The organism is Yoonia sp. JB2-21 (assembly GCF_055693545.1).
This window is the reverse complement of record NZ_JBVFUC010000001.1, coordinates 843,966-862,329: the sequence shown is the minus strand read 5'-3', so window position 1 is coordinate 862,329 and position 18,364 is coordinate 843,966. Positions and strand designations below refer to the sequence as shown.

The window sequence follows — 18,364 nt, the reverse complement described above, 5'->3', positions numbered from 1 at the left end:
CAGTTCCTTAAGTCGGGCAAGATGTGGCGTCTGTTCGCCGAATGTCAATGAGGGGAAAAATCTTTGCGGGAATTCGCCGGGTGGTTCACACGATGCGGGCCAGCAGGCCGCCGGATTGCCGGGCGATTTTCCCGTCAAGTTCCAAATCGACAAGTACGGGCGCCACATCTGTCGCAGGTGCTTTGATGTCGCGCAGCAACTGATCTTCGGCAATGGGGGCCGGACCAAGGCGTGACAGGATTTCTGTGTGCAAGGCAGCGATGTCGCGCAGCCCGCGCGGCTTTTTTGCGGGTGGTGTCAGATCAAGCTGGGGTGCTGCTTCCACGATGGGTGCGACTGCATCAATGATGTCGTCCGCGTTGCGCACCAAGGTCGCACCATCCCGGATCAGCATATTGCACCCCCAAGCGCGCGCATCAAAAGGGTGGCCAGGCACGGCCAGCACATCGCGCCCTTGATCCAGCGCGTTGCGTGCGGTGATCAGGCTGCCCGATTTGGCCGCTGCCTCGACCACGACAACGGCCTTTGCCAAGCCTGAAATGATCCGGTTGCGTGCTGGAAAGTGCCGCGCTTGCGGCTGCAAACCCATTGGCATCTCGGACAGGCGTAAACCCTTTTTCGCGATGTCATGCGCCAAATCCGCATTTTCTGCCGGGTAAATAATGTCGACGCCACCCGCCATGACGGCGATGGTGCCACCGGTCATGGCACCATGGTGTGCCGCCGCATCAATGCCGCGCGCCAACCCTGAAACAACAGTGAAACCTGCTTTGGCAAGGTCTTCACCCAAACGTTTGGCCATACGCGTGCCCAGTGAAGACGCGTTGCGCGCACCAACCAACGCAATCATTGGGCGTTGCAAAAGTGATAGACTGCCGATGGTCCATAGCATTGGTGGCGCATCACCAATGTCTTTTAACGCGCCGGGATAGTCTGGGGTGTCTTCATGCAGCAATCGTGCCCCGGCGGCTTTGCCAGCCTTCAGTTCCGCCTGCACAACCCCCTCAGGGCAGACCGCATAGTCGCTGACGCCAGCGGCATTTGCGACATCCGGCAAGGCGCGCAATGCTTCTGCCGCGCTGCCGTGTTCTGCCAGCAGACGACGGTATGTTGCAACGCCAACCCGACGTGAACGCAATAGGCGAAGCCGGTTAACCGTATCGTCTTCCGCGGTGGGGTGGAGTGGGGGGTGAGTGGAAGATAAATGTGTTCCGGTCATCCCGTAAGCTCCGCCTATTGCCTCACAACCATAGGCCCAGCGAAGTTAACGAGTTCTGAATCAATCAAAGATGTTTTTGAAAATAATTCGGCAAGATACGGTTAACTCGCGAAACCGCCTGCAAAAACGGCGCACATCGGTCAAGCAAACAGCCCAAGAGAATCGCGAAACCGCTAAGCCGCAGCCCCACCCACAGTCAGACCGCCAATCATCAGGCTGGGCTGACCTACGCCCACGGGCACCCATTGCCCCGCCTTGCCGCAATTGCCGATCCCGGGGTCAAGGGCCAGATCGTTCCCGATCCCTCTGATCTGTTTCAGGGCGGTTGCACCATCCCCGATCAGTGTTGCCCCCTTCACCGGCGCACCGACAACGCCGTCTTTTACGCGGTAGGCTTCGGTGCAGCTAAACACGAATTTCCCGTTGGTGATATCGACCTGACCGCCACCAAAGCCGACCGCGTAAATCCCATCCTTAAGGTCAGCAACCAGGCTTTCGGGGGCGCTATCACCAGCCAACATATAAGTATTGGTCATGCGCGGCATCGGCGCATGGGCAAAGCTTTCGCGGCGTCCGTTGCCGGTGGGGGCTACCCCCATCAGGCGCGCATTTTGACGGTCCTGCATATAGCCCACCAACACACCATCCTCGATCAGTGTATTCTTGGCGCTGGGCGTGCCTTCGTCATCCACGGTGATTGATCCACGGCGATCCGGGATCGTGCCATCATCCAGCACAGTCACACCCTTAGCGGCAATCTGCTGGCCCATTAGCCCCGCAAATGCGCTTGATCCCTTGCGGTTAAAATCACCCTCAAGTCCGTGACCAATCGCTTCATGCAGCAAAATCCCCGGCCAGCCAGGGCCAAGCACGACGTCCATGACGCCCGCCGGGGCAGGTTCCGCATCCAGATTAACCAAAGCGATGCGCAAGGCCTCGCTGGCGACAGCTTCCCAGTGATCACGACCAATCAAGCCAATCAGCCCTGCACGACCACCACCACCCATGCTGCCACTTTCCCGCTGGCCGTTTTCTTCGACAATCACGCTGATATTCAGGCGGGACATTGGGCGGGTATCAGTCACAAGTGTACCTTCGGGACGCAGGATCAGCACTTCTTGATGAGACGCAGCGACGGTCGCGGATACCTGAACAACGCGGGGATCAAGCGCGCGGGCAAAGGCATCAATTTCTTTTAGCAGATCAATCTTGGCGGGGAAGGTGGCCTGCAACATCAGATCATCATCCGAGTAAAGCTTACGGTTCGTGCCAGCAGGGGCGTCCGCCATCGTCCCGCCACCATCACCCACGGCCAGACGGGCCGTTGCAACAGCGCGCTTCAAGGCATGTTCATCAATCGTGGTGGAATGGGCATAACCGGCGGTTTCGCCCCTGACAGCGCGCAATCCGAATCCTTCGGAGGCGTCAAAGCTGGCGGTCTTGATGCGACCATCATCAAAGGAAATCACTTCAGACTTGCGGCGTTCCAAAAACAACTCGCCATCATCGGCCCCGGCAGTCGCCTCTTGCAGCAATCTAAGGGCAGTTTCTTTGTCGAGGTTGGTGTCAAACGGGCGAAACGGATCTGCGGACATGAGTTTTTCCTCGTACCGGGTGAATTTTGTGGCGAAAGCGTCTGTTTGACGCAATTGCAGTTCTTGAGTTGTTCATCAGGATATGGGACACGGTCAGGCGAATACAATGGGATTCCGTCCGCAGCCCGAACGGAGTTTGCCAGGGATACGCGCCCCAAAGGCGCAACGAAGATAGGGTACGATATGCGTTTGAACACCATTGCGACATCACTTTGGACAACAGCCGGTTTGGTGATGGCAGGATCTGCGGCTTTTGCACAAGACGTGACCCAAGAGCTCGATATCGTGGGCGCCCCGGTTGACGGTGCAACGGGCTTTCAGCCGTCTGCGACGGAACTGGCGCGCGATGTTGTCTGGTTGGACAACATGCTTTTGGTCATTATCACAATCATCACGCTGTTCGTCACCGGCTTGTTGGCGTGGGTTGTGATCCGCTACAACCACAAAAGAAACCCAGAGCCAGCGACTTTCACGCACAATTCTCCTCTCGAGGTGGCTTGGACCATCGTGCCGGTTGTGATCTTGGTCTTTATCGGCGCATTTTCCTTGCCGGTGCTGTTCAAGCAGCAGGAAATTCCAGAGGCTGACATTACGATCAAGGCCACCGGGTACCAATGGTATTGGGGTTACGAATATGTCGACCATGGTGTTGAGTTCGAAAGCTACATGCTGGCCCGCGAAGAGCTAGAAGAGCATGGCTATAGTCAGGAAGAATACCTGCTTGCGACAGATACAGCAGTAGTTGTGCCCGTGGGCGCGACTGTGGTCATGCAAGTCACGGGCGCTGACGTAATCCATGCCTGGACGATCCCAGCATTTGGGGTCAAGCAAGATGCAGTTCCTGGTCGTCTGGCAGAACTGTGGTTCGCGGCAGAGCGGGAAGGTATCTACTTTGGTCAGTGTTCAGAGCTTTGCGGCAAAGACCACGCCTACATGCCGATTACGGTCAAAGTCGTGAGCCAAGAGACATATGACGCATGGCTCGCCGAGGCGACAGGCACGTCCTAAGGGGTGGGGTGGATCAAGACCCACCTTACACACACCACGGTTCAATCACGTAAGGTGGGTTTCAATCCACCCTCTTTTGAAGGTTCGATATGAGCGATATCAGCGCATCAGATCACCGCTACGAAGCAGGCATGGGCGACTACTTTGCCTTGCTGAAACCGCGTGTGATGTCGCTCGTGGTGTTCACCGCCCTGGTTGGACTGCTCGTTTCTCCTGTCCCTGTGCACCCGTTTATCGGCTTCGTTGCGATCCTTTGCATCGCAGTGGGGGCCGGCGCATCCGGTGCGCTGAATATGTGGTGGGACGCTGATATTGATGCGCGGATGAAGCGCACCGCGGGGCGGCCTATCCCTTCGGGGCGGGTTGAACCGGGCGAAGCGCTTGGCATTGGGCTTGCGCTGTCAGGGTTCGCGATTGTCCTGCTGGCCTTGGCCACAAACCTGCTGGCCGCATTCCTGTTGGCCTTCACGATCTTCTTTTACGCGGTCATCTACTCCATGTGGCTTAAGCGGGCGACACCGCAGAACATCGTCATCGGCGGGGCCGCTGGTGCGTTTCCCCCAATGATCGGTTGGGCGGTTGCAACGGGCAGCGTCAGCATCGAAAGCGTGTTGATGTTCGCGCTGATCTTTATGTGGACACCACCGCATTTTTGGGCGTTGGCGCTGTTTGTCAAATCCGACTATGGCAACGCAGGCGTGCCCATGTTGACCGAAACGCACGGGCGGGACGCGACGCGCAAGCATGTGATCATATACACGTTGCTTCTTGTGCCGGTCGCGATCGGGCTTGGTTTCACATCTATTGGTGGGCCGGTTTATCTGGCGATTGCTGTTTGGATGAACGTTTGGTTCCTCAAAGGGGCCTACGATATCTGGCGGCGAACTGACGCAGATTGCGAAGCAGACAAGCACCGGGTCGAAATCAAAGTATTCAAAGTTTCACTCTATTATCTTTTCGCGCATTTCGGCGCGCTCCTGATCGAAGCTGCACTGCGCCTTTATGGAATTGGGGGCTGGTGATGAACATGCAAGTCGAACATGAACTGCATGAGCGGCGCAAAGGACGCAACTATGGGCTTGGGCTGATCCTGGCCGGGTTCATCGCCATTATTTTTGGCCTGACTGTTGTGAAGGTTCTGCAACTCGGCGACACGGCCCAGTTCGAGAAATTTGACCATGTGGCGCGCCCGCAGATCGTTCCGCAAGAAGGGGCCGGCGAATGACTTTGTTCCCGAACCTGGAAGGGCCCAAGCGGACATTGGCACAAACGGTGTCCGTGGTGATGATAATGACAGCATTGGCTTGGGCTTCCGTGCCGTTTTACGACTGGTTTTGCCGGGTCACTGGCTTTGGTGGAGCCACAAATGTTGCCGAAACCGGCAGCGACGTGATCCTTGATCAGACGATCAAAGTACGCTTCGATGCCTCGCTTGAGCGGGACATGCCGTGGACCTTCAAACCCGAAGTGCGCGAAATGGAGATCCGGATCGGTGAAACGGGTCTGGCGTTCTATGAGGCGCACAATCCGCTGGATGTGCCCATCGCGGGGCAGGCCTCCTACAACGTGACACCCTATGAGGCGGGCGCGTTTTTCGACAAGATCGCCTGTTTCTGCTTTACCGAACAGGTGCTGATGCCGGGTGAAACCGTGATGATGCCGGTCAGCTTTTTTGTGGACCCTGCCATCGTGGATGATCGCGAAGGGCAATATGTCCACACGATCACGCTCAGTTACACCTTCTACGAAATCGACTTGCCGGAAGAGGAAATCCAAGCCTCTTACGCGCCGCAAGCTTTGACACCGACGTCACAAGACGCCATACAAAATTAAGACAGACCAGCCGATAGGGAACGCACTACATGGCGCACGCGAAAAACCACGATTATCACATTCTGCCACCATCAATCTGGCCGCTTATGGGCGGATTGGGTGCATTTATCATGCTGTTCGGCGCCGTAATCTGGATGCATGGATCGGGCCCATATATGTTCCTGATCGGCTTTGCGGCCGTGCTCTACGTCATGTTCGCATGGTGGGCCGAGGTTGTTGCCGAAAGCAATGCAGGTGATCACACGCCGGTCGTGCGGATCGGTCTGCGCTACGGCTTTATCATGTTCATCATGTCCGAGGTCATGTTCTTTGCCGCTTGGTTCTGGTCGTTCTTCAAACACGCCATCTACCCAATGGAAGAATACGCCGGCACGACCTATGTCGCGCCTGAGTTCTATCAGGTTGATGCCTTCCACCTGCCGCTGATCAACACGCTGATCCTGCTGTGTTCCGGGATGGCGGTGACATGGGCACACCACGCGCTGGTGCATGAAAACAACCGTAAAGACGTGGCCAACGGCCTGTTGCTTGCCGTAGTACTCGGCGTTGCTTTCACGGCGTTGCAGGCCTACGAATATGCCTATCTTTTGGGGCAGGACTGGACCTTTGGCGGGGATGAGTTTTTCTCGAATTTCTTTATGGCCACAGGTTTCCACGGCTTCCACGTTGTGATCGGGACCATCTTCCTGTTTGTATGCTACCTGCGTGTGAAGGCCGGTCACTTTACCCCGGAAAAGCACGTCGGCTTCGAGGCTGCGGCCTGGTACTGGCACTTTGTTGATGTGGTCTGGCTATTCCTGTTCTTCGCAGTTTATATCTGGGGCATCTAAGCGCCCGGTGACGTAAGGTGGGTCTTGATCCACCACCCCAATTCCAAACGCGCGGGGCAATCTCGCGCGTTTTGACCGTTAAAGGCGCAAAATGCTGCGTAAAATATTCTTTCCCCTGACACTCGGTTTGGCCGGCTGCGGTGTGCTCATCAGTCTCGGACTGTGGCAGGTTGAACGGCTCGCGTGGAAAGAGACAATCCTCGCTGATATCGACAACCGCTTGCAGGGTGATCCTGTACGCCTGTCGCTCGACGTGACGGAAGAGACGGATGAGTATACGCGCGTCTTTTTCGCGGGCATGCCAACGGGTGACGAGTTGCATGTCCTTGTTTCTGGAACCGAGGCCGGAACCGGCTATCGCGTCATCTCAAAAATGCAGACCAGTCTTGGTCCGATCCTTGTTGATCAGGGGTTGCTTGCCACGGATAACAAAGACGCAACCCCGTTGCTGCGTCCGATGGACGTAACGGGGACATTGCTCTGGCCTGACGATCAAAACAGCAGCACGCCAGATCCTGACCTGACCGCCAACATCTGGTTTGCCCGCAATGTCGCTGATATGGCAGCGGTTCTCGATACGTTGCCGCTGATGGTGGTCACGACGTCTGCGACCCCGGCAGACCCACGATTGACCGCACTGCCCGTGAACACCGCAACGATCAAGAATGATCATTTGGAGTATGCGATCACATGGTTCTTGCTGGCGCTCGTCTGGGCAATTATGAGCTTGTATCTGATACTACGCACCCTGCGCCAAAAGGACGCCTCTAACTGATGCGCTATATTTCGACCCGTGGCACTGCCCCCAGTCTGAGCTTTGAAGAGGCGATGTTGACGGGGTTGGCCCGCGACGGTGGCCTCTATGTCCCCGAGGATGTGCCAAACCTGAACCATGCGCAGATCGCGGCAATGGCAGGTAAATCCTACGAAGAGGTGGCTTTTGACGTGATGCGGCCCTTCGTCGGGGGCACATTCACTGATGATGAATTCCGGGGTCTGATCACCCAAGCCTATGCGGGCTTCGGCCATGCCGCCCGCGCACCCTTGGTCCAACTCGACAGCAACCATTATCTGCTGGAACTTTTTCACGGGCCCACCTTGGCGTTCAAAGATTTCGCCATGCAGCTGATCGGGCAGATGTTTCAGGCCGCGCTGACACGTTCCGGCGACCGGGTGACGATTGTTGGGGCAACTTCAGGCGATACCGGCTCTGCTGCGATCGAAGCATTCCGGGGGTTGAAGGCGGTTGATGTCTTCATCATGTATCCGCATGGCCGCGTGTCCGAAGTGCAGCGTCGACAGATGACCACGCCCACTGAAAGCAACGTGCATGCGCTCGCGGTTGATGGGGATTTCGACGATTGCCAAGCGGCGGTCAAAGACATGTTCAACGACTTTGCCTTCCGCGAAGAGGTGAAACTGGCGGGCGTAAACTCTATCAACTGGGGCCGCGTGTTGGCGCAGGTGGTGTATTACTTCACCGCCGCCGTATCATTAGGTGCACCGCACCGCGAGGTTAGCTTTACCGTACCAACCGGCAACTTTGGCGATATCTTCGCAGGCTACATCGCCAAAAAGATGGGCCTGCCCATTTCCGACCTCGTTGTCGCGACCAACCGCAACGATATTCTGCACCGCACGCTGGAAACCGGTGCCTACACCAAAGAAGGTGTGGAGCCGACGATCAGCCCGTCCATGGATATTCAGGTCAGCTCCAACTTCGAGCGCGCACTCTTTGACGCATACGACCGCGACGGCGCGACGGTCGCGGCACAGATGGCGGACCTCAAGCAAGGGGGCTTCCAGATAAGCCAAGGCGCCTATCAGATGCTGAAAGGCACCTTCAAGTCAGGGCGCGCGTCCGAGGATGAAACCCACGCCGCGATCAAGAGCTACCTTGGCAATCACGGCGAACTGCTCTGTCCGCATACTGCGGTCGGTGTTCACGTGGCCGAGGCGCATTTGGGGACGACGCCAATGGTCACATTGGCCACAGCGCACCCCGCCAAATTCCCCGATGCCGTGAAAGCGGCCTCAGGTGTCGCGGCACCTCTTCCCCCGCGTATGGCAGACCTGTATGACCGACCAGAGCGCGTCACACGCGTGAAAAACGATCTGGCGGACCTGCAAACCGTCATCAAGGAACGGATTAAGAATTGACCATCCAACTGCACACGCTGTCCAACGGCTTTCGTATTGTCACCGAGGATATGCCGGGGCTGAAATCAACCTCTATCGGTATCTGGGTCCAAGCAGGTGGTCGTCACGAACGGATCGAGCAGAACGGCATTGCACACTTCCTTGAGCATATGGCGTTCAAAGGGACGAAAACCCGCAGCGCCTTGCAGATCGCCGAAACCATCGAAGACGTGGGCGGCTATATTAACGCCTACACCAGCCGCGAGATGACAGCCTATTACGCGCGCGTGCTGCAAGACGACGTGGCCCTTGGCCTTGACGTGATCTCTGACATTTTGCTGAACCCTGTCTTTGATCCCGCCGAGATCGAGGTCGAGCGTGGCGTGATCCTACAGGAAATCGGTCAGGCGTTGGATACACCCGACGACATTATCTTTGATTGGCTGCAAGAGGTGGCCTATCCAGATCAAGCCTTGGGGCGCACCATCCTTGGTCCATCCGAGCGGGTCAGCAGCTTCAGCCGGGATGACCTGCAAGGGTTTGTCGCAGAACATTACGGACCAAATCAGATGATCCTGTCGGCCGCAGGTGCCGTTGATCACGAGGCGATTGTGGCTCAGGCCGAGGCGCTCTTTGGGCATCTACCTGCCGTTGCACGTGCGCCAGAGCTGATGCAGCCTGCGGCATTTGGCGGGGGTGAAAGACGCGAAAATAAGGATCTGGAACAGGTCCACTTTGCGCTGGCGCTGGAAGGTCCAACATATCTAGACCCAGCAATCTATACCGCGCAAATATACGCCAACGTGATGGGTGGCGGGATGTCATCGCGCTTGTTTCAAGAGGTGCGTGAACACCGCGGTCTTTGCTACACTATCTTTGCGCAAGCGGGCGCTTACGAAGATACTGGCCTGACCACGATCTATGCGGGCACCAGCGCCGAACAGATCGGCGAACTGGCCACGATCACCATTGATGAGATGAAGCGCGCAGCCGACGACATGAGTGCGGCAGAAGTCGCTCGCGCCCGATCGCAGATGAAAGCAGGCTTGCTGATGGGGCTGGAAAGCCCGTCAAACCGTGCCGAGCGGCTTGCGCGGTTGTTGTCGATCTGGGGACGTATCCCCAGCATTGATGAGACGATTGCACATATCGATGACGTGACCACAGGTGATGTCAAAGGTTTTGCCAGTGAAATGGTGGGGCAGGCAGGCACCGCTCTGGCGCTCTATGGCCCTGCTGATGCGGCACCATCACTGGAAGCGCTGAAAGCACGGTTGGCGGCCTAATGCTCGGGGCCAAAAAGAAGGTCAGGATTGAAACAGAACGGCTGACGCTGCGCCCGCCGATCCATAGCGATTTTCGCGCATGGGCCGGGCTGCGCAGCGATAGCGAAACCTTCCTAAAGACTTGGGAACCAACCTGGGCCGCCGATCATCTCTCGCGCAAAGCCTTCACCAACCGGGTCTATTGGGCGCAGCGATCAATCACAAACGGGACGGCGCTGCCGCTGTTCATCGTGCGCCGCTCGGACAATGGTTTGGTCGGGGCCATTACGCTTGACCATATCAAGCGGGGTCCGTCCCAGTCGGGTATCACCGGGTACTGGATCGGCGAACCTTTTGCACGCCAAGGCTATATGCGCGAGGCGATACAGGCTGTTGTCCACCATGCATTCACCGCGCTGGATCTGAGCCGGATCGAGGCAGGATGCTTGCCAGAAAACACAGCATCGCGGCGCTTGCTCGAACAATGCGGCTACAAATACGAAGGCGTGGCGCAAAGCTATCTGCAAATCAACGGACGTTGGCGCAATCATGTGCTCTACGCCAACCTGCGTAATGACCGACGCGGTAAGACAGACGTCGGTTAGTCATATAGTCCTTTAAATTCAGACAGATGCAGTAAGCAACGCGGCCTCATGCCGTTTCAGCGTGGGTGCCGCAAGGGGGCCGTAGCCACCTAGTTCATCATTGTCCAACTCAGGGAAGATCGTCAGGATTTCGTCCCTTGCGTCATGCGCCATGCTGCCCAATGCCATGTCACCGGGATAAAGGCTTTCGCTTGGGGTGCCGTTTGAGATCAAGATTTCATGCTTTTCAAACAACAGATGGAAATAGGTGATGCTGGCAAGGTCCGTGATCTGCGCAATGCCGGGTGCCCCGACAAGAAACTTAGCTGCAACCAAGACATCGGGTTCGCCAAAAAGCAATTCAGTCTCGGGCGACGATACGAGCATGCGATGGTTCGGAGAAACGATCAGATCCTTGTGTGGCAGTCCGGGCCCAAGTGCGCCCTTTTCGATGCGGATGGGCCAAAGCCCCGCACGTGATGCAAATGGGGGCAGGATTGTCCGTTGCCCAATCCATCGAATTTCCTGAACCTCGCCCGATGCAGTTTTCACCAGGTCACCAACCCGCAAATCGTCGACCGCGCGTTCGCCATCCGGCGTCGCGATCAGTGTCCCGGCACCAAAGCAGGGCACATCATCCAATGCGCCGGGAGTGGTTGTATTTGGCGCATTGGTTGGCGTGACGTTTGATGTTGTCCAGTTGTACGTGACATCCCGATCAAGCGGTTCGGAAACGATATAACCAACTGGCGCGCCATCAATTTCAACCAGATACATCTGGATGGTGCTGCCGTCGGCCGGATTGGTCAGCGTGTAAGACTGCTCAAGATAGACATTGCCGGACCCCAGGTTTGTCGTTCCGTCAAAACTTGTCGCGACACCTGTCTGCGTAACGTCATCGCCGTTTTCATTGTTGAATCGGTCACCATCAAAGATAACACCAGCATCAGGGCGTCCACCAAACACATTGCCGCCCGCACCGTCGTCTACGTCAATGACAACACGGCTTGTGACGGCGTTGTATGTCCCGGACACAGCAACTGTGCCGCTGAACGTACCGGTAAAGTCGATCGCGTCAATCGCATAGCCAATATAGGAATACTCAGCCAACTACTCTTACCTCGTTTGGTTCCCGACCCGCAGGTTATTATGTCTGTAGATCATTAACATAGGTATATCTAGCTATCCAATACGGCAGTTGTAGGGGAAAATTGGAGGATGTTGGTCATCTTTCTGACGGTGGTCACACTCAGGTCGGCATTATATGTCCCGGTTTCGGCTCAGAATATCGACGCCTTGCATCGCAAGAAAATGAAGGATGTCGATAAAAACCCAGTTCTCAGCAAGTTTGTCGCCACAGCGTCGATATATATCGACGACGCGCATATCGGCTGGTGTGCCCGCCGGTAGGCCCAAATAACCGCCCGCATTGGTCACGGTCAGATTGGCCCAACCGAAAAAGCCGCCAAAGTTCCCTTCGGCCAACCGGCAGACATGCCCGTTGTACACGCGATCCTTGATCTGCGTTCGAAATGGCCGCTGGTGCTGTTCGACGTAGCGATCAATCGTATAGGTCGCCCCGATCCCATCGGGTCCCCACCACAGCATGTCATCATGCCAACACCGTGCCAGTTCTTCCTGGGGTGAGCCGTATTTGTGATGTGTGTTGATGTCACCGATCATCGCATTGATGGTGGCGAGGGTCTTTTGCCCGTCGGCGGGATCAGCGTCTTGGAACAACAACCCCTCATGGGTCGCGGGCCCCGGCTGAACCAGATGCATGCCTGTTTGTGGGGGCAGGGGGTATTGGCCCGCCTGGTTCATCAGGTGGATCAAATCACAGAACAGTGCCGTTTCCACGATCTTGCCGTCCACAACTTTGTTGAATTCGGCATAGCGCAGCATCGCGATACGGCGGTTCGGTTTGATACCCAGAAGGGGCCGGTCAAACAGTCCCATCAGATGACCCATCGAGATCACCCAAACCGATTGAAAATTGTCGATCTCATTGTGGCCGGCAATAAAGATGTCTTGCCGGCGCTGGACCTTGGTCATGGCGGTCAGAAACGGGGCCCAAAAGCTTTCGGCAACCGCCGCCGCCCCGTGTTGTTCATAAAACGGATGCATTCCGCGCCAGTGCCAATCGTCACTCGTTCGCTCTGCCAGTACGCTAGCAACTGTCTGCGGCGTTGCCTTGGCCAGCGCATCATAATGGGCGCGCACCAGCGCTTTTTCCGCTTGATAGCTCATGGGTTTAGCCTTTCACTGCGCCCGCAGTCAGACCAGAAACGATCTGCTTTTGGAAAAAAATGATCATCACGAACAGGGGCGCTGTCACCGACACAACCGCCGCCACGGCAAACATCACATTACCCTTGGTCTGGGTCGTGCCAAGGAAGCTCACCAGCTTGGGCACCATTGTCTGGTTCTCTTTGCTCAGCAACATGGTCGTGACCGCAAAGTCATTGTAAGCCAGCAGGAAGCTGAACAAACCGGTCGTAATCACACCCGGCCACATCACCGGAATGATCACATGGCGGAAGGCCTGAAAGCGGGTGCAGCCGTCGACCATTGCACTTTCGTCCAGATCTTTGGGGATGTTCTTGAAAAACGCATGCAGCATCCACAGGGTGAATGGCTGGTTGATCGCAACCAGCACAATAATCGTCGTGCTCAGGTGCCCCCAAAGGTTCCATTCAAAGAAGGGCAACAGGTAGCCTGACACCAGCGTCAGCGGCGGCATCGCGCGGAACATCAGCGCAAACAGCAAAAACCAGAATGCATAGCGATAGGTCGAGCGGGACAGGGCATAACCCCCCAAAGTCCCGCAGGTCAGCGAGATCGTGACCACGCAAACGCAGACAATCACTGTGTTCAGTGCCGCGCGCCAAAACTCCTCTTGCACCCAAGCTCCATAGAAACCCTGGCCGGTAAAGCTGGCGCCGGTCTCAATGACGGTGAGCGTGCCAAAAATTGAATTGGCCCAGTCTGCCTTGGAAAAGAAATCACCTTCAACTTTGAATGACCCCCAGAGGGTCCAGATGAAGGGGAAGGCGGCCATGATGAGCCAGAGGCCAAGAAAACCGTAGGCAACGATTTTTGTTGTTGGGGGAAGGCGCGTTGCTTTTGACATCAGACTACCGCGCCTTTCCAAAGTCGCGCCACGTGCGCACAAGAACCGGTGACAACAGAATTGCGACGCCGATGATGGTCAATACGGAGGTGGCCGCGGCAGACGACAACAAACGTGTCTCGCCCCCCAGATCATTGAAGATCGCAAAAGATAGCGACCTTGCATGGGCCTGCGCGCTGAAACTGACGATGGGTTCAAAGACGCGGAAGTTGTCCATCAGCTGGATCAACGCGATAAAGGTGGTCAGCGGCACCAGATGGGGGATCACCACATAGCGGATACGCTGCCATCGGGTGGCACCATCAATCATCGCCGCTTCCAGCGTGTCCGTGTTCACTGTTTGCAGGCCCGCATAATAGACAATGAAGGCGAAAGGGGCGGACGACCAAATGCCGTAGACCATCAGCATGATCCACATCAGCGGGGTCGAAGCTTTGACCGATAGCCCCGGGTCATCAGCCAACCATTGGAGTGCCGCACCAAGAACACCGCGTGCGTCGACCATCCAAAACAGGACCAGCGCACCGACGATCGGAGTGACGATCATTGGTAAAAGCGAAAGAAAAATGGTCGGACCACGCATCGCTTGCGCCACGGCATTCACCCCGATGGCGATCAGAAATCCAAAGATGATGGTCAGGGGGGTAACGACCGCTGTGTAGGTCAAGGTAAAGGCAAGGGCGCGATAGAAGGTCAGGTTCATCAGCGAACTGAAGAAATCACCGGTGCTGACGCGGCTGGCCCATGCCTCGCGCACTTCGGCAAAGGCAAGGTGGTTGCGGTCTTTGTAGATATCCAGCCCGGCCCATTGGCCAAGCGGTTCCGCTTCACGCAAAGCTTCGGTCGCTTCGATATCGACGGCTGTGGATTGGGTGCAGCCAAAGGGGCCGCAGTTTTCGACCTGAATAATGACTTGTTCATGCTCTTGATACAGCGATTGGGTCACCACCGACACAATCGGAAAAGCGATGAAAAGCAACATCATGAGCGAGGAAGGCAGGACAAACCAGAAGAATGACGAATGTTTCATGTGCTTTGCCCCAGATCGTAGAATGGGAAGGCGCGGTGCGCCTTCCCAACGGTTTCCTTATTGGAGGAAGCCTTTTTCAGTCGCGGCAGCTGTGTAAGCCGCTTCGATATCGGCCAATGTTTGCTCGGCGCTTTCATTGCCCTGCAAGAAGTCGGCGATATTGTCACCCAAAGCAGTGTGCAGCAGGCCTTGGAATGGGATCATCGGATAGGGCGTTGACCCTGCAGCGACCGATGCCAGAACACCCTCGTTGACAGCTTCAGGCTGGTAGCCTTCCATCAACCAAACCGCTTGGCTCATTGTTTCGTCATTCAGGATCGTAGGTGATACACCCGCGGCCATTGCCTGGAATGTCGCGGCTGCATCTTGATCGCTGATGTTCTTGGCAACGGTCCAACCGTCCCACCATAGGGTCGTTGCCGGTACGCCGCTGTCACCAACCATCAGCGGGCCAGATACGGCTGTATTTTCATAGACCTCTGGTGCGGCACCCTCGTCATCCATCAGAACACCGGTCCGGCTGCCCCACATGTTCATCAAGGCCACGTTGCCTGCTTCCCATTCAGCGGATGTCGCATTGCTGTCATGGGTCAGGTAGTCGGGGTTCATATACTCTGATAGGGCCTTCATCATTTCCAGCGCTTCAACACCTTGTGCGTTGTTAATGCTGACTTCGGCCGTTCCGGGCTTAAAGAATGCGCCGCCGGTTCCGATATACATATTGGTGAATTCTTGGGCGAGGTTCCAGCCAGCGGCATAGGCGCCACCAACAGGGTTTTCCATGATGCCGGCGGCGCGGATTGCCTCTGCGGCAGCAAGAACGTCCTCATAAGATGTCGGCACATCCAGACCGACCTGCTCAAGCACATCAGCACGATAAACAAGGTGCTGCGCGTTGGCCATAAAGGCGACAGCCATGATCTTGCCATCGACAGTGATCAGCTGTGACGGAGAGATGTCCTGACCATATTCGGCCACAAGCGCATCAAGCGGCTGGATGACGTCTTCGTTAATCAAAGCGACAATGGATGAGTTGGCGACGATGGCCGTCGTATATTCTGCCGGGTTCCCGGTCATGCCGGCCACATTCAATGTCTGGTGATCGGCGGTCAGGTTGGATGTAAATTCAATACCCGCGCAGGCACCAGCAGCGGCGGCGACCGTTTGAATGGCGGGGAATTCGTTACCGATGATGCTGACGCGACCATCAGCTTCGCAGGCGATCGCGCCGGTTGCAGTCAGTGCTGCAACAGCGGTGCCCAGCATAGCAGTTTTCCAGATTTTCATTTTGATAAGAACCTCCCAGTTGTTCTTTGGTGCCAGTGTGTCCCGGCATTTCGTTCAACGCGAATCGGGTTCGCTTTGCATACGTTTGCAAGTTAACCGCCAAACACCCTTTTGACGCAAGGTGCTTTGATCAGGTATCGGCAAATAATGGGGGGTGCGGCGACGGTCCGGGCGTAAGGTCTAGGGCTGCTCGTTCCACGCGATATCGGCCAGATCCAGCCCACCTTCTGGCGGGGGAGGCGGAACATGCGGGTTGGCCGGATCGGGCAAATTGCCGTCCAGTTTCATCGCGATTGCTGTTTTGCGGGCCTGAACAGCGCGCCCCAAGATTGAGCTCTTTGGCAACCATTTGGGCATTTTGACGCCAGATGCGCGTATTGCGCGGCGGGCATGGTTCACTGCAAAGCACTTCTCGCGCAGGACGTTTTCGGTACTGAGTCCCCAGTTTTCAGCAAAAATTTTGCACGAAGCAAAGTCACGATGCAGCGCCCAACGGAAATGGAAGTAGGGCCAATCCTCAGCTTTGAAGCGATCAAAGGCGCGGTACATGACATGCGAATACGGCGCATATGTAATCTTATGCCCCGCCGCCAACAGGCGCAGTGATGTATCGAGATGCTCTGACGTTGTCATGCGTTCATCGTGACCGCCAATATCGCGCATCGCTTGTGTGTTCACCAGAACGCAGTGATACTCAAAATTCTTAATGTCTTTTGGCGCCTGTGCGTAGTCCGTGGTCACAGCATCCTTTAGCGGGGTGTTCATTAACTCATGCGTACTGCGCAACAGGGGCTGACCATTGGAATCTGGATAGCGAATGAACCGGCCGCCAGCGTGATGGACTAGGGTAGGGTCTGACGGACCGATCAACGTGGTGGGAGCGACAGCACCCGCGTCATTGGCTTCGGCGTTCTCAACCAAATGCGCAAGCCATTCGGGCGAATATTCCATGTCATTGTCGCAAAATACGACATACTTGGTTTTGATCCTTTCAAGCGCGATGTTGCGTGCTGCATTAGGCAGGACGAATCCATCGGTTTCGATCAGGTCAAAGTCACGCTCAGCCCTGATTTGCCGGACAGCATCGCGGATATGCGCAGGTGCGCCACCCTCCACCACAAAAACCGGAATATCCTTTGGAATGGTCGCAAAAAGAGACCGTAGCGATTTAGGAAGAGGGCGAAATCTTTCGCGTGGAACAACAGCAACAGAAACGTCCATACTTGGCCCCATTAATTGTGCATTTCCGCATGGTATGCTGACTGTCGTCAGGGACGCAATCCTTACAAGCGCGGCATTCTTGCGCGGAGTTAGATCTGGCGAGGCACGATTTGGACTTGCCAGATTTTCGGAATCGCTCCAGTGTTTTTGCAAACGTATGCAAGAGGTGCCACATGGCCGAAATTCAGCTACGCAATGTATCCAAGCGGTGGGGGTCTTTCGTTGGTGTCGAGAGTTTTGATCTGACGATCGCAGATCAGGAGTTCTTGGTCTTGTTGGGGCCGTCCGGCTGCGGCAAGACAACAACAATGCGCATGATTGCCGGGCTGGAAGACGCGACCGACGGTGATATTCTGGTCGATGGTGTGCGGATCAATGACCTCGAACCTAAGGACCGCGATGTTGCGATGGTGTTCCAAAGCTACGCGCTCTACCCCAACCTCAATGTCTACGACAACATCCGCTTTCCCTTAAAAGTGCGCGGCGTGCCCCAGTCCGAGCATGATGAACGTGTGATGCGCGCGTCTGCGATGGTTGAGCTGGATGAGTTCTTGCACCGCAAACCTGCTGAACTGTCCGGCGGCCAGCGTCAGCGTGTCGCCTTGGCGCGTGCAATCGTGCGCGAACCGAATGTCTTTTTGATGGACGAGCCACTGTCCAACCTTGATGCCAAGTTGCGCGTCTCGACCCGTGCCCAGATCAAGAACCTAAGCCATGAACTCAAGGTTACGACCATCTATGTGACCCACGACCAGATCGAGGCCATGACGCTTGCTGACCGTGTTGTTGTCATGAGCAAAGGTGTTGTGCAGCAGGTCGGCACCCCAACCGAAATCTACGATAATCCTGCCAACACATTTGTTGCAGGTTTCATCGGCTCGCCTGCCATGAACCTTGTGGAAGGCGACATAGCGAATGGGACCTTCACTGCAAAAAACATATCGATCAGCGGACTGCCAGATACCCATACAGGTCCTGTCACATTGGGTTTCCGTGCGGAAGATGCCAGCGTGTCCGAGGGTGATGGCGAAATAAACTCATCCGTCTATTCGCTTGAGCTGTTAGGCGAGGCCACGATGGTGACCATGCGTGTGGGTAACACCATCGTTTCGGTGAAATCCGGCAAGGAATACCGCGCAGAGATCGACGAAGCAGTCCACGCCAGCATTCCTGCCGACATCTGTCACCTGTTTGACCATAAAACAGGCGAGCGCCTCTGA

At 56.1% G+C, this 18,364-nt stretch carries 18 protein-coding genes; 10 read left to right on the top strand and 8 right to left on the bottom strand.

All coding sequences use genetic code 11. The features are described 5' to 3' along the window. Window positions 1-85: 85 nt before the first annotated feature. A complete protein-coding gene (gene dprA, locus ACZ1G5_RS04315) occupies window positions 86-1,219 on the bottom strand; it encodes a DNA-processing protein DprA (RefSeq protein WP_472731682.1) in 1,134 nt (377 codons plus the stop codon). Between the two features lie 173 nt (window positions 1,220-1,392). Continuing rightward, entirely contained in the window at window positions 1,393-2,814 is a 1,422-nt protein-coding gene (gene tldD / locus ACZ1G5_RS04310) for a metalloprotease TldD (protein ID WP_472731681.1), read from the bottom strand. Window positions 2,815-2,997: 183 nt separating this feature from the next. On the opposite strand from tldD, the gene coxB reads away from it, so the two are divergent. The 9 genes from coxB to ACZ1G5_RS04265 all read left to right on the top strand — a co-directional run bounded on the left by coxB (window position 2,998) and on the right by ACZ1G5_RS04265 (window position 10,494). Next, on the top strand, window positions 2,998-3,822 hold the full coding sequence (gene coxB / locus ACZ1G5_RS04305) for a cytochrome c oxidase subunit II (RefSeq protein ID WP_472731680.1): 825 nt from the start codon (window positions 2,998-3,000) through the stop codon (window positions 3,820-3,822). 89 nt (window positions 3,823-3,911) lie between these two features. After that, window positions 3,912-4,844, top strand: a complete 933-nt coding sequence (gene cyoE, locus ACZ1G5_RS04300; RefSeq protein WP_472731679.1) for a heme o synthase — start codon at window positions 3,912-3,914, stop codon at window positions 4,842-4,844. Continuing rightward, on the top strand, window positions 4,844-5,047 hold the full coding sequence (locus ACZ1G5_RS04295; RefSeq protein WP_472731678.1) for a hypothetical protein: 204 nt from the start codon (window positions 4,844-4,846) through the stop codon (window positions 5,045-5,047). Before cyoE ends, ACZ1G5_RS04295 begins: the two co-directional genes overlap by 1 nt. Continuing rightward, complete coding sequence (locus tag ACZ1G5_RS04290) at window positions 5,044-5,655, top strand: cytochrome c oxidase assembly protein (protein WP_472731677.1); 612 nt, start codon at window positions 5,044-5,046, stop codon at window positions 5,653-5,655. The genes ACZ1G5_RS04295 and ACZ1G5_RS04290 overlap by 4 nt, the downstream gene beginning before the upstream one ends. 29 nt (window positions 5,656-5,684) lie before the next feature. Then, a complete protein-coding gene (locus tag ACZ1G5_RS04285; RefSeq protein ID WP_472731676.1) occupies window positions 5,685-6,485 on the top strand; it encodes a cytochrome c oxidase subunit 3 in 801 nt (266 codons plus the stop codon). Between the two features lie 91 nt (window positions 6,486-6,576). Then, window positions 6,577-7,260 carry an SURF1 family protein gene (locus tag ACZ1G5_RS04280; protein ID WP_472731675.1) on the top strand — a complete coding sequence of 228 codons (684 nt, stop codon included), beginning with the start codon at window positions 6,577-6,579 and terminating at the stop codon, window positions 7,258-7,260. Continuing rightward, window positions 7,260-8,645 (top strand): threonine synthase, encoded by a 1,386-nt coding sequence (gene thrC, locus ACZ1G5_RS04275; RefSeq protein ID WP_472731674.1) that lies wholly within the window; start codon window positions 7,260-7,262, stop codon window positions 8,643-8,645. The genes ACZ1G5_RS04280 and thrC overlap by 1 nt, the downstream gene beginning before the upstream one ends. After that, on the top strand, window positions 8,642-9,910 hold the full coding sequence (locus ACZ1G5_RS04270) for a M16 family metallopeptidase (protein ID WP_472731673.1): 1,269 nt from the start codon (window positions 8,642-8,644) through the stop codon (window positions 9,908-9,910). Before thrC ends, ACZ1G5_RS04270 begins: the two co-directional genes overlap by 4 nt. Further along, the gene (locus tag ACZ1G5_RS04265) at window positions 9,910-10,494 is read left to right on the top strand and encodes a GNAT family N-acetyltransferase (protein WP_472731672.1); all 585 of its coding nucleotides are present in this window, start codon (window positions 9,910-9,912) and stop codon (window positions 10,492-10,494) included. Before ACZ1G5_RS04270 ends, ACZ1G5_RS04265 begins: the two co-directional genes overlap by 1 nt. Before the next feature lie 18 nt (window positions 10,495-10,512). On the opposite strand, the gene ACZ1G5_RS04260 is transcribed toward ACZ1G5_RS04265, so the two are convergent. The 6 genes from ACZ1G5_RS04260 to ACZ1G5_RS04235 form a co-directional block, all read right to left on the bottom strand. Further along, a complete protein-coding gene (locus ACZ1G5_RS04260) occupies window positions 10,513-11,583 on the bottom strand; it encodes a Hint domain-containing protein (protein WP_472731671.1) in 1,071 nt (356 codons plus the stop codon). 150 nt (window positions 11,584-11,733) lie between these two features. Then, window positions 11,734-12,723, bottom strand: coding sequence for a nuclear transport factor 2 family protein (locus ACZ1G5_RS04255; RefSeq protein WP_472731670.1), 990 nt, complete (start codon window positions 12,721-12,723; stop codon window positions 11,734-11,736). Window positions 12,724-12,727: 4 nt separating this feature from the next. Next, window positions 12,728-13,606 (bottom strand): carbohydrate ABC transporter permease, encoded by an 879-nt coding sequence (locus ACZ1G5_RS04250; RefSeq protein WP_472731669.1) that lies wholly within the window; start codon window positions 13,604-13,606, stop codon window positions 12,728-12,730. Between the two features lie 4 nt (window positions 13,607-13,610). Beyond that, complete coding sequence (locus ACZ1G5_RS04245; RefSeq protein ID WP_472731668.1) at window positions 13,611-14,636, bottom strand: carbohydrate ABC transporter permease; 1,026 nt, start codon at window positions 14,634-14,636, stop codon at window positions 13,611-13,613. 57 nt (window positions 14,637-14,693) lie between these two features. Then, a complete protein-coding gene (locus ACZ1G5_RS04240; RefSeq protein WP_472731667.1) occupies window positions 14,694-15,923 on the bottom strand; it encodes an ABC transporter substrate-binding protein in 1,230 nt (409 codons plus the stop codon). A gap of 180 nt (window positions 15,924-16,103) precedes the next feature. Next, the gene (locus tag ACZ1G5_RS04235; protein WP_472731666.1) at window positions 16,104-17,144 is read right to left on the bottom strand and encodes a glycosyltransferase family 2 protein; all 1,041 of its coding nucleotides are present in this window, start codon (window positions 17,142-17,144) and stop codon (window positions 16,104-16,106) included. A gap of 173 nt (window positions 17,145-17,317) precedes the next feature. Here ACZ1G5_RS04235 and ACZ1G5_RS04230 point away from each other — a divergent pair, with 173 nt between their 5' ends. Further along, window positions 17,318-18,364 carry an ABC transporter ATP-binding protein gene (locus ACZ1G5_RS04230; RefSeq protein WP_472731665.1) on the top strand — a complete coding sequence of 349 codons (1,047 nt, stop codon included), beginning with the start codon at window positions 17,318-17,320 and terminating at the stop codon, window positions 18,362-18,364.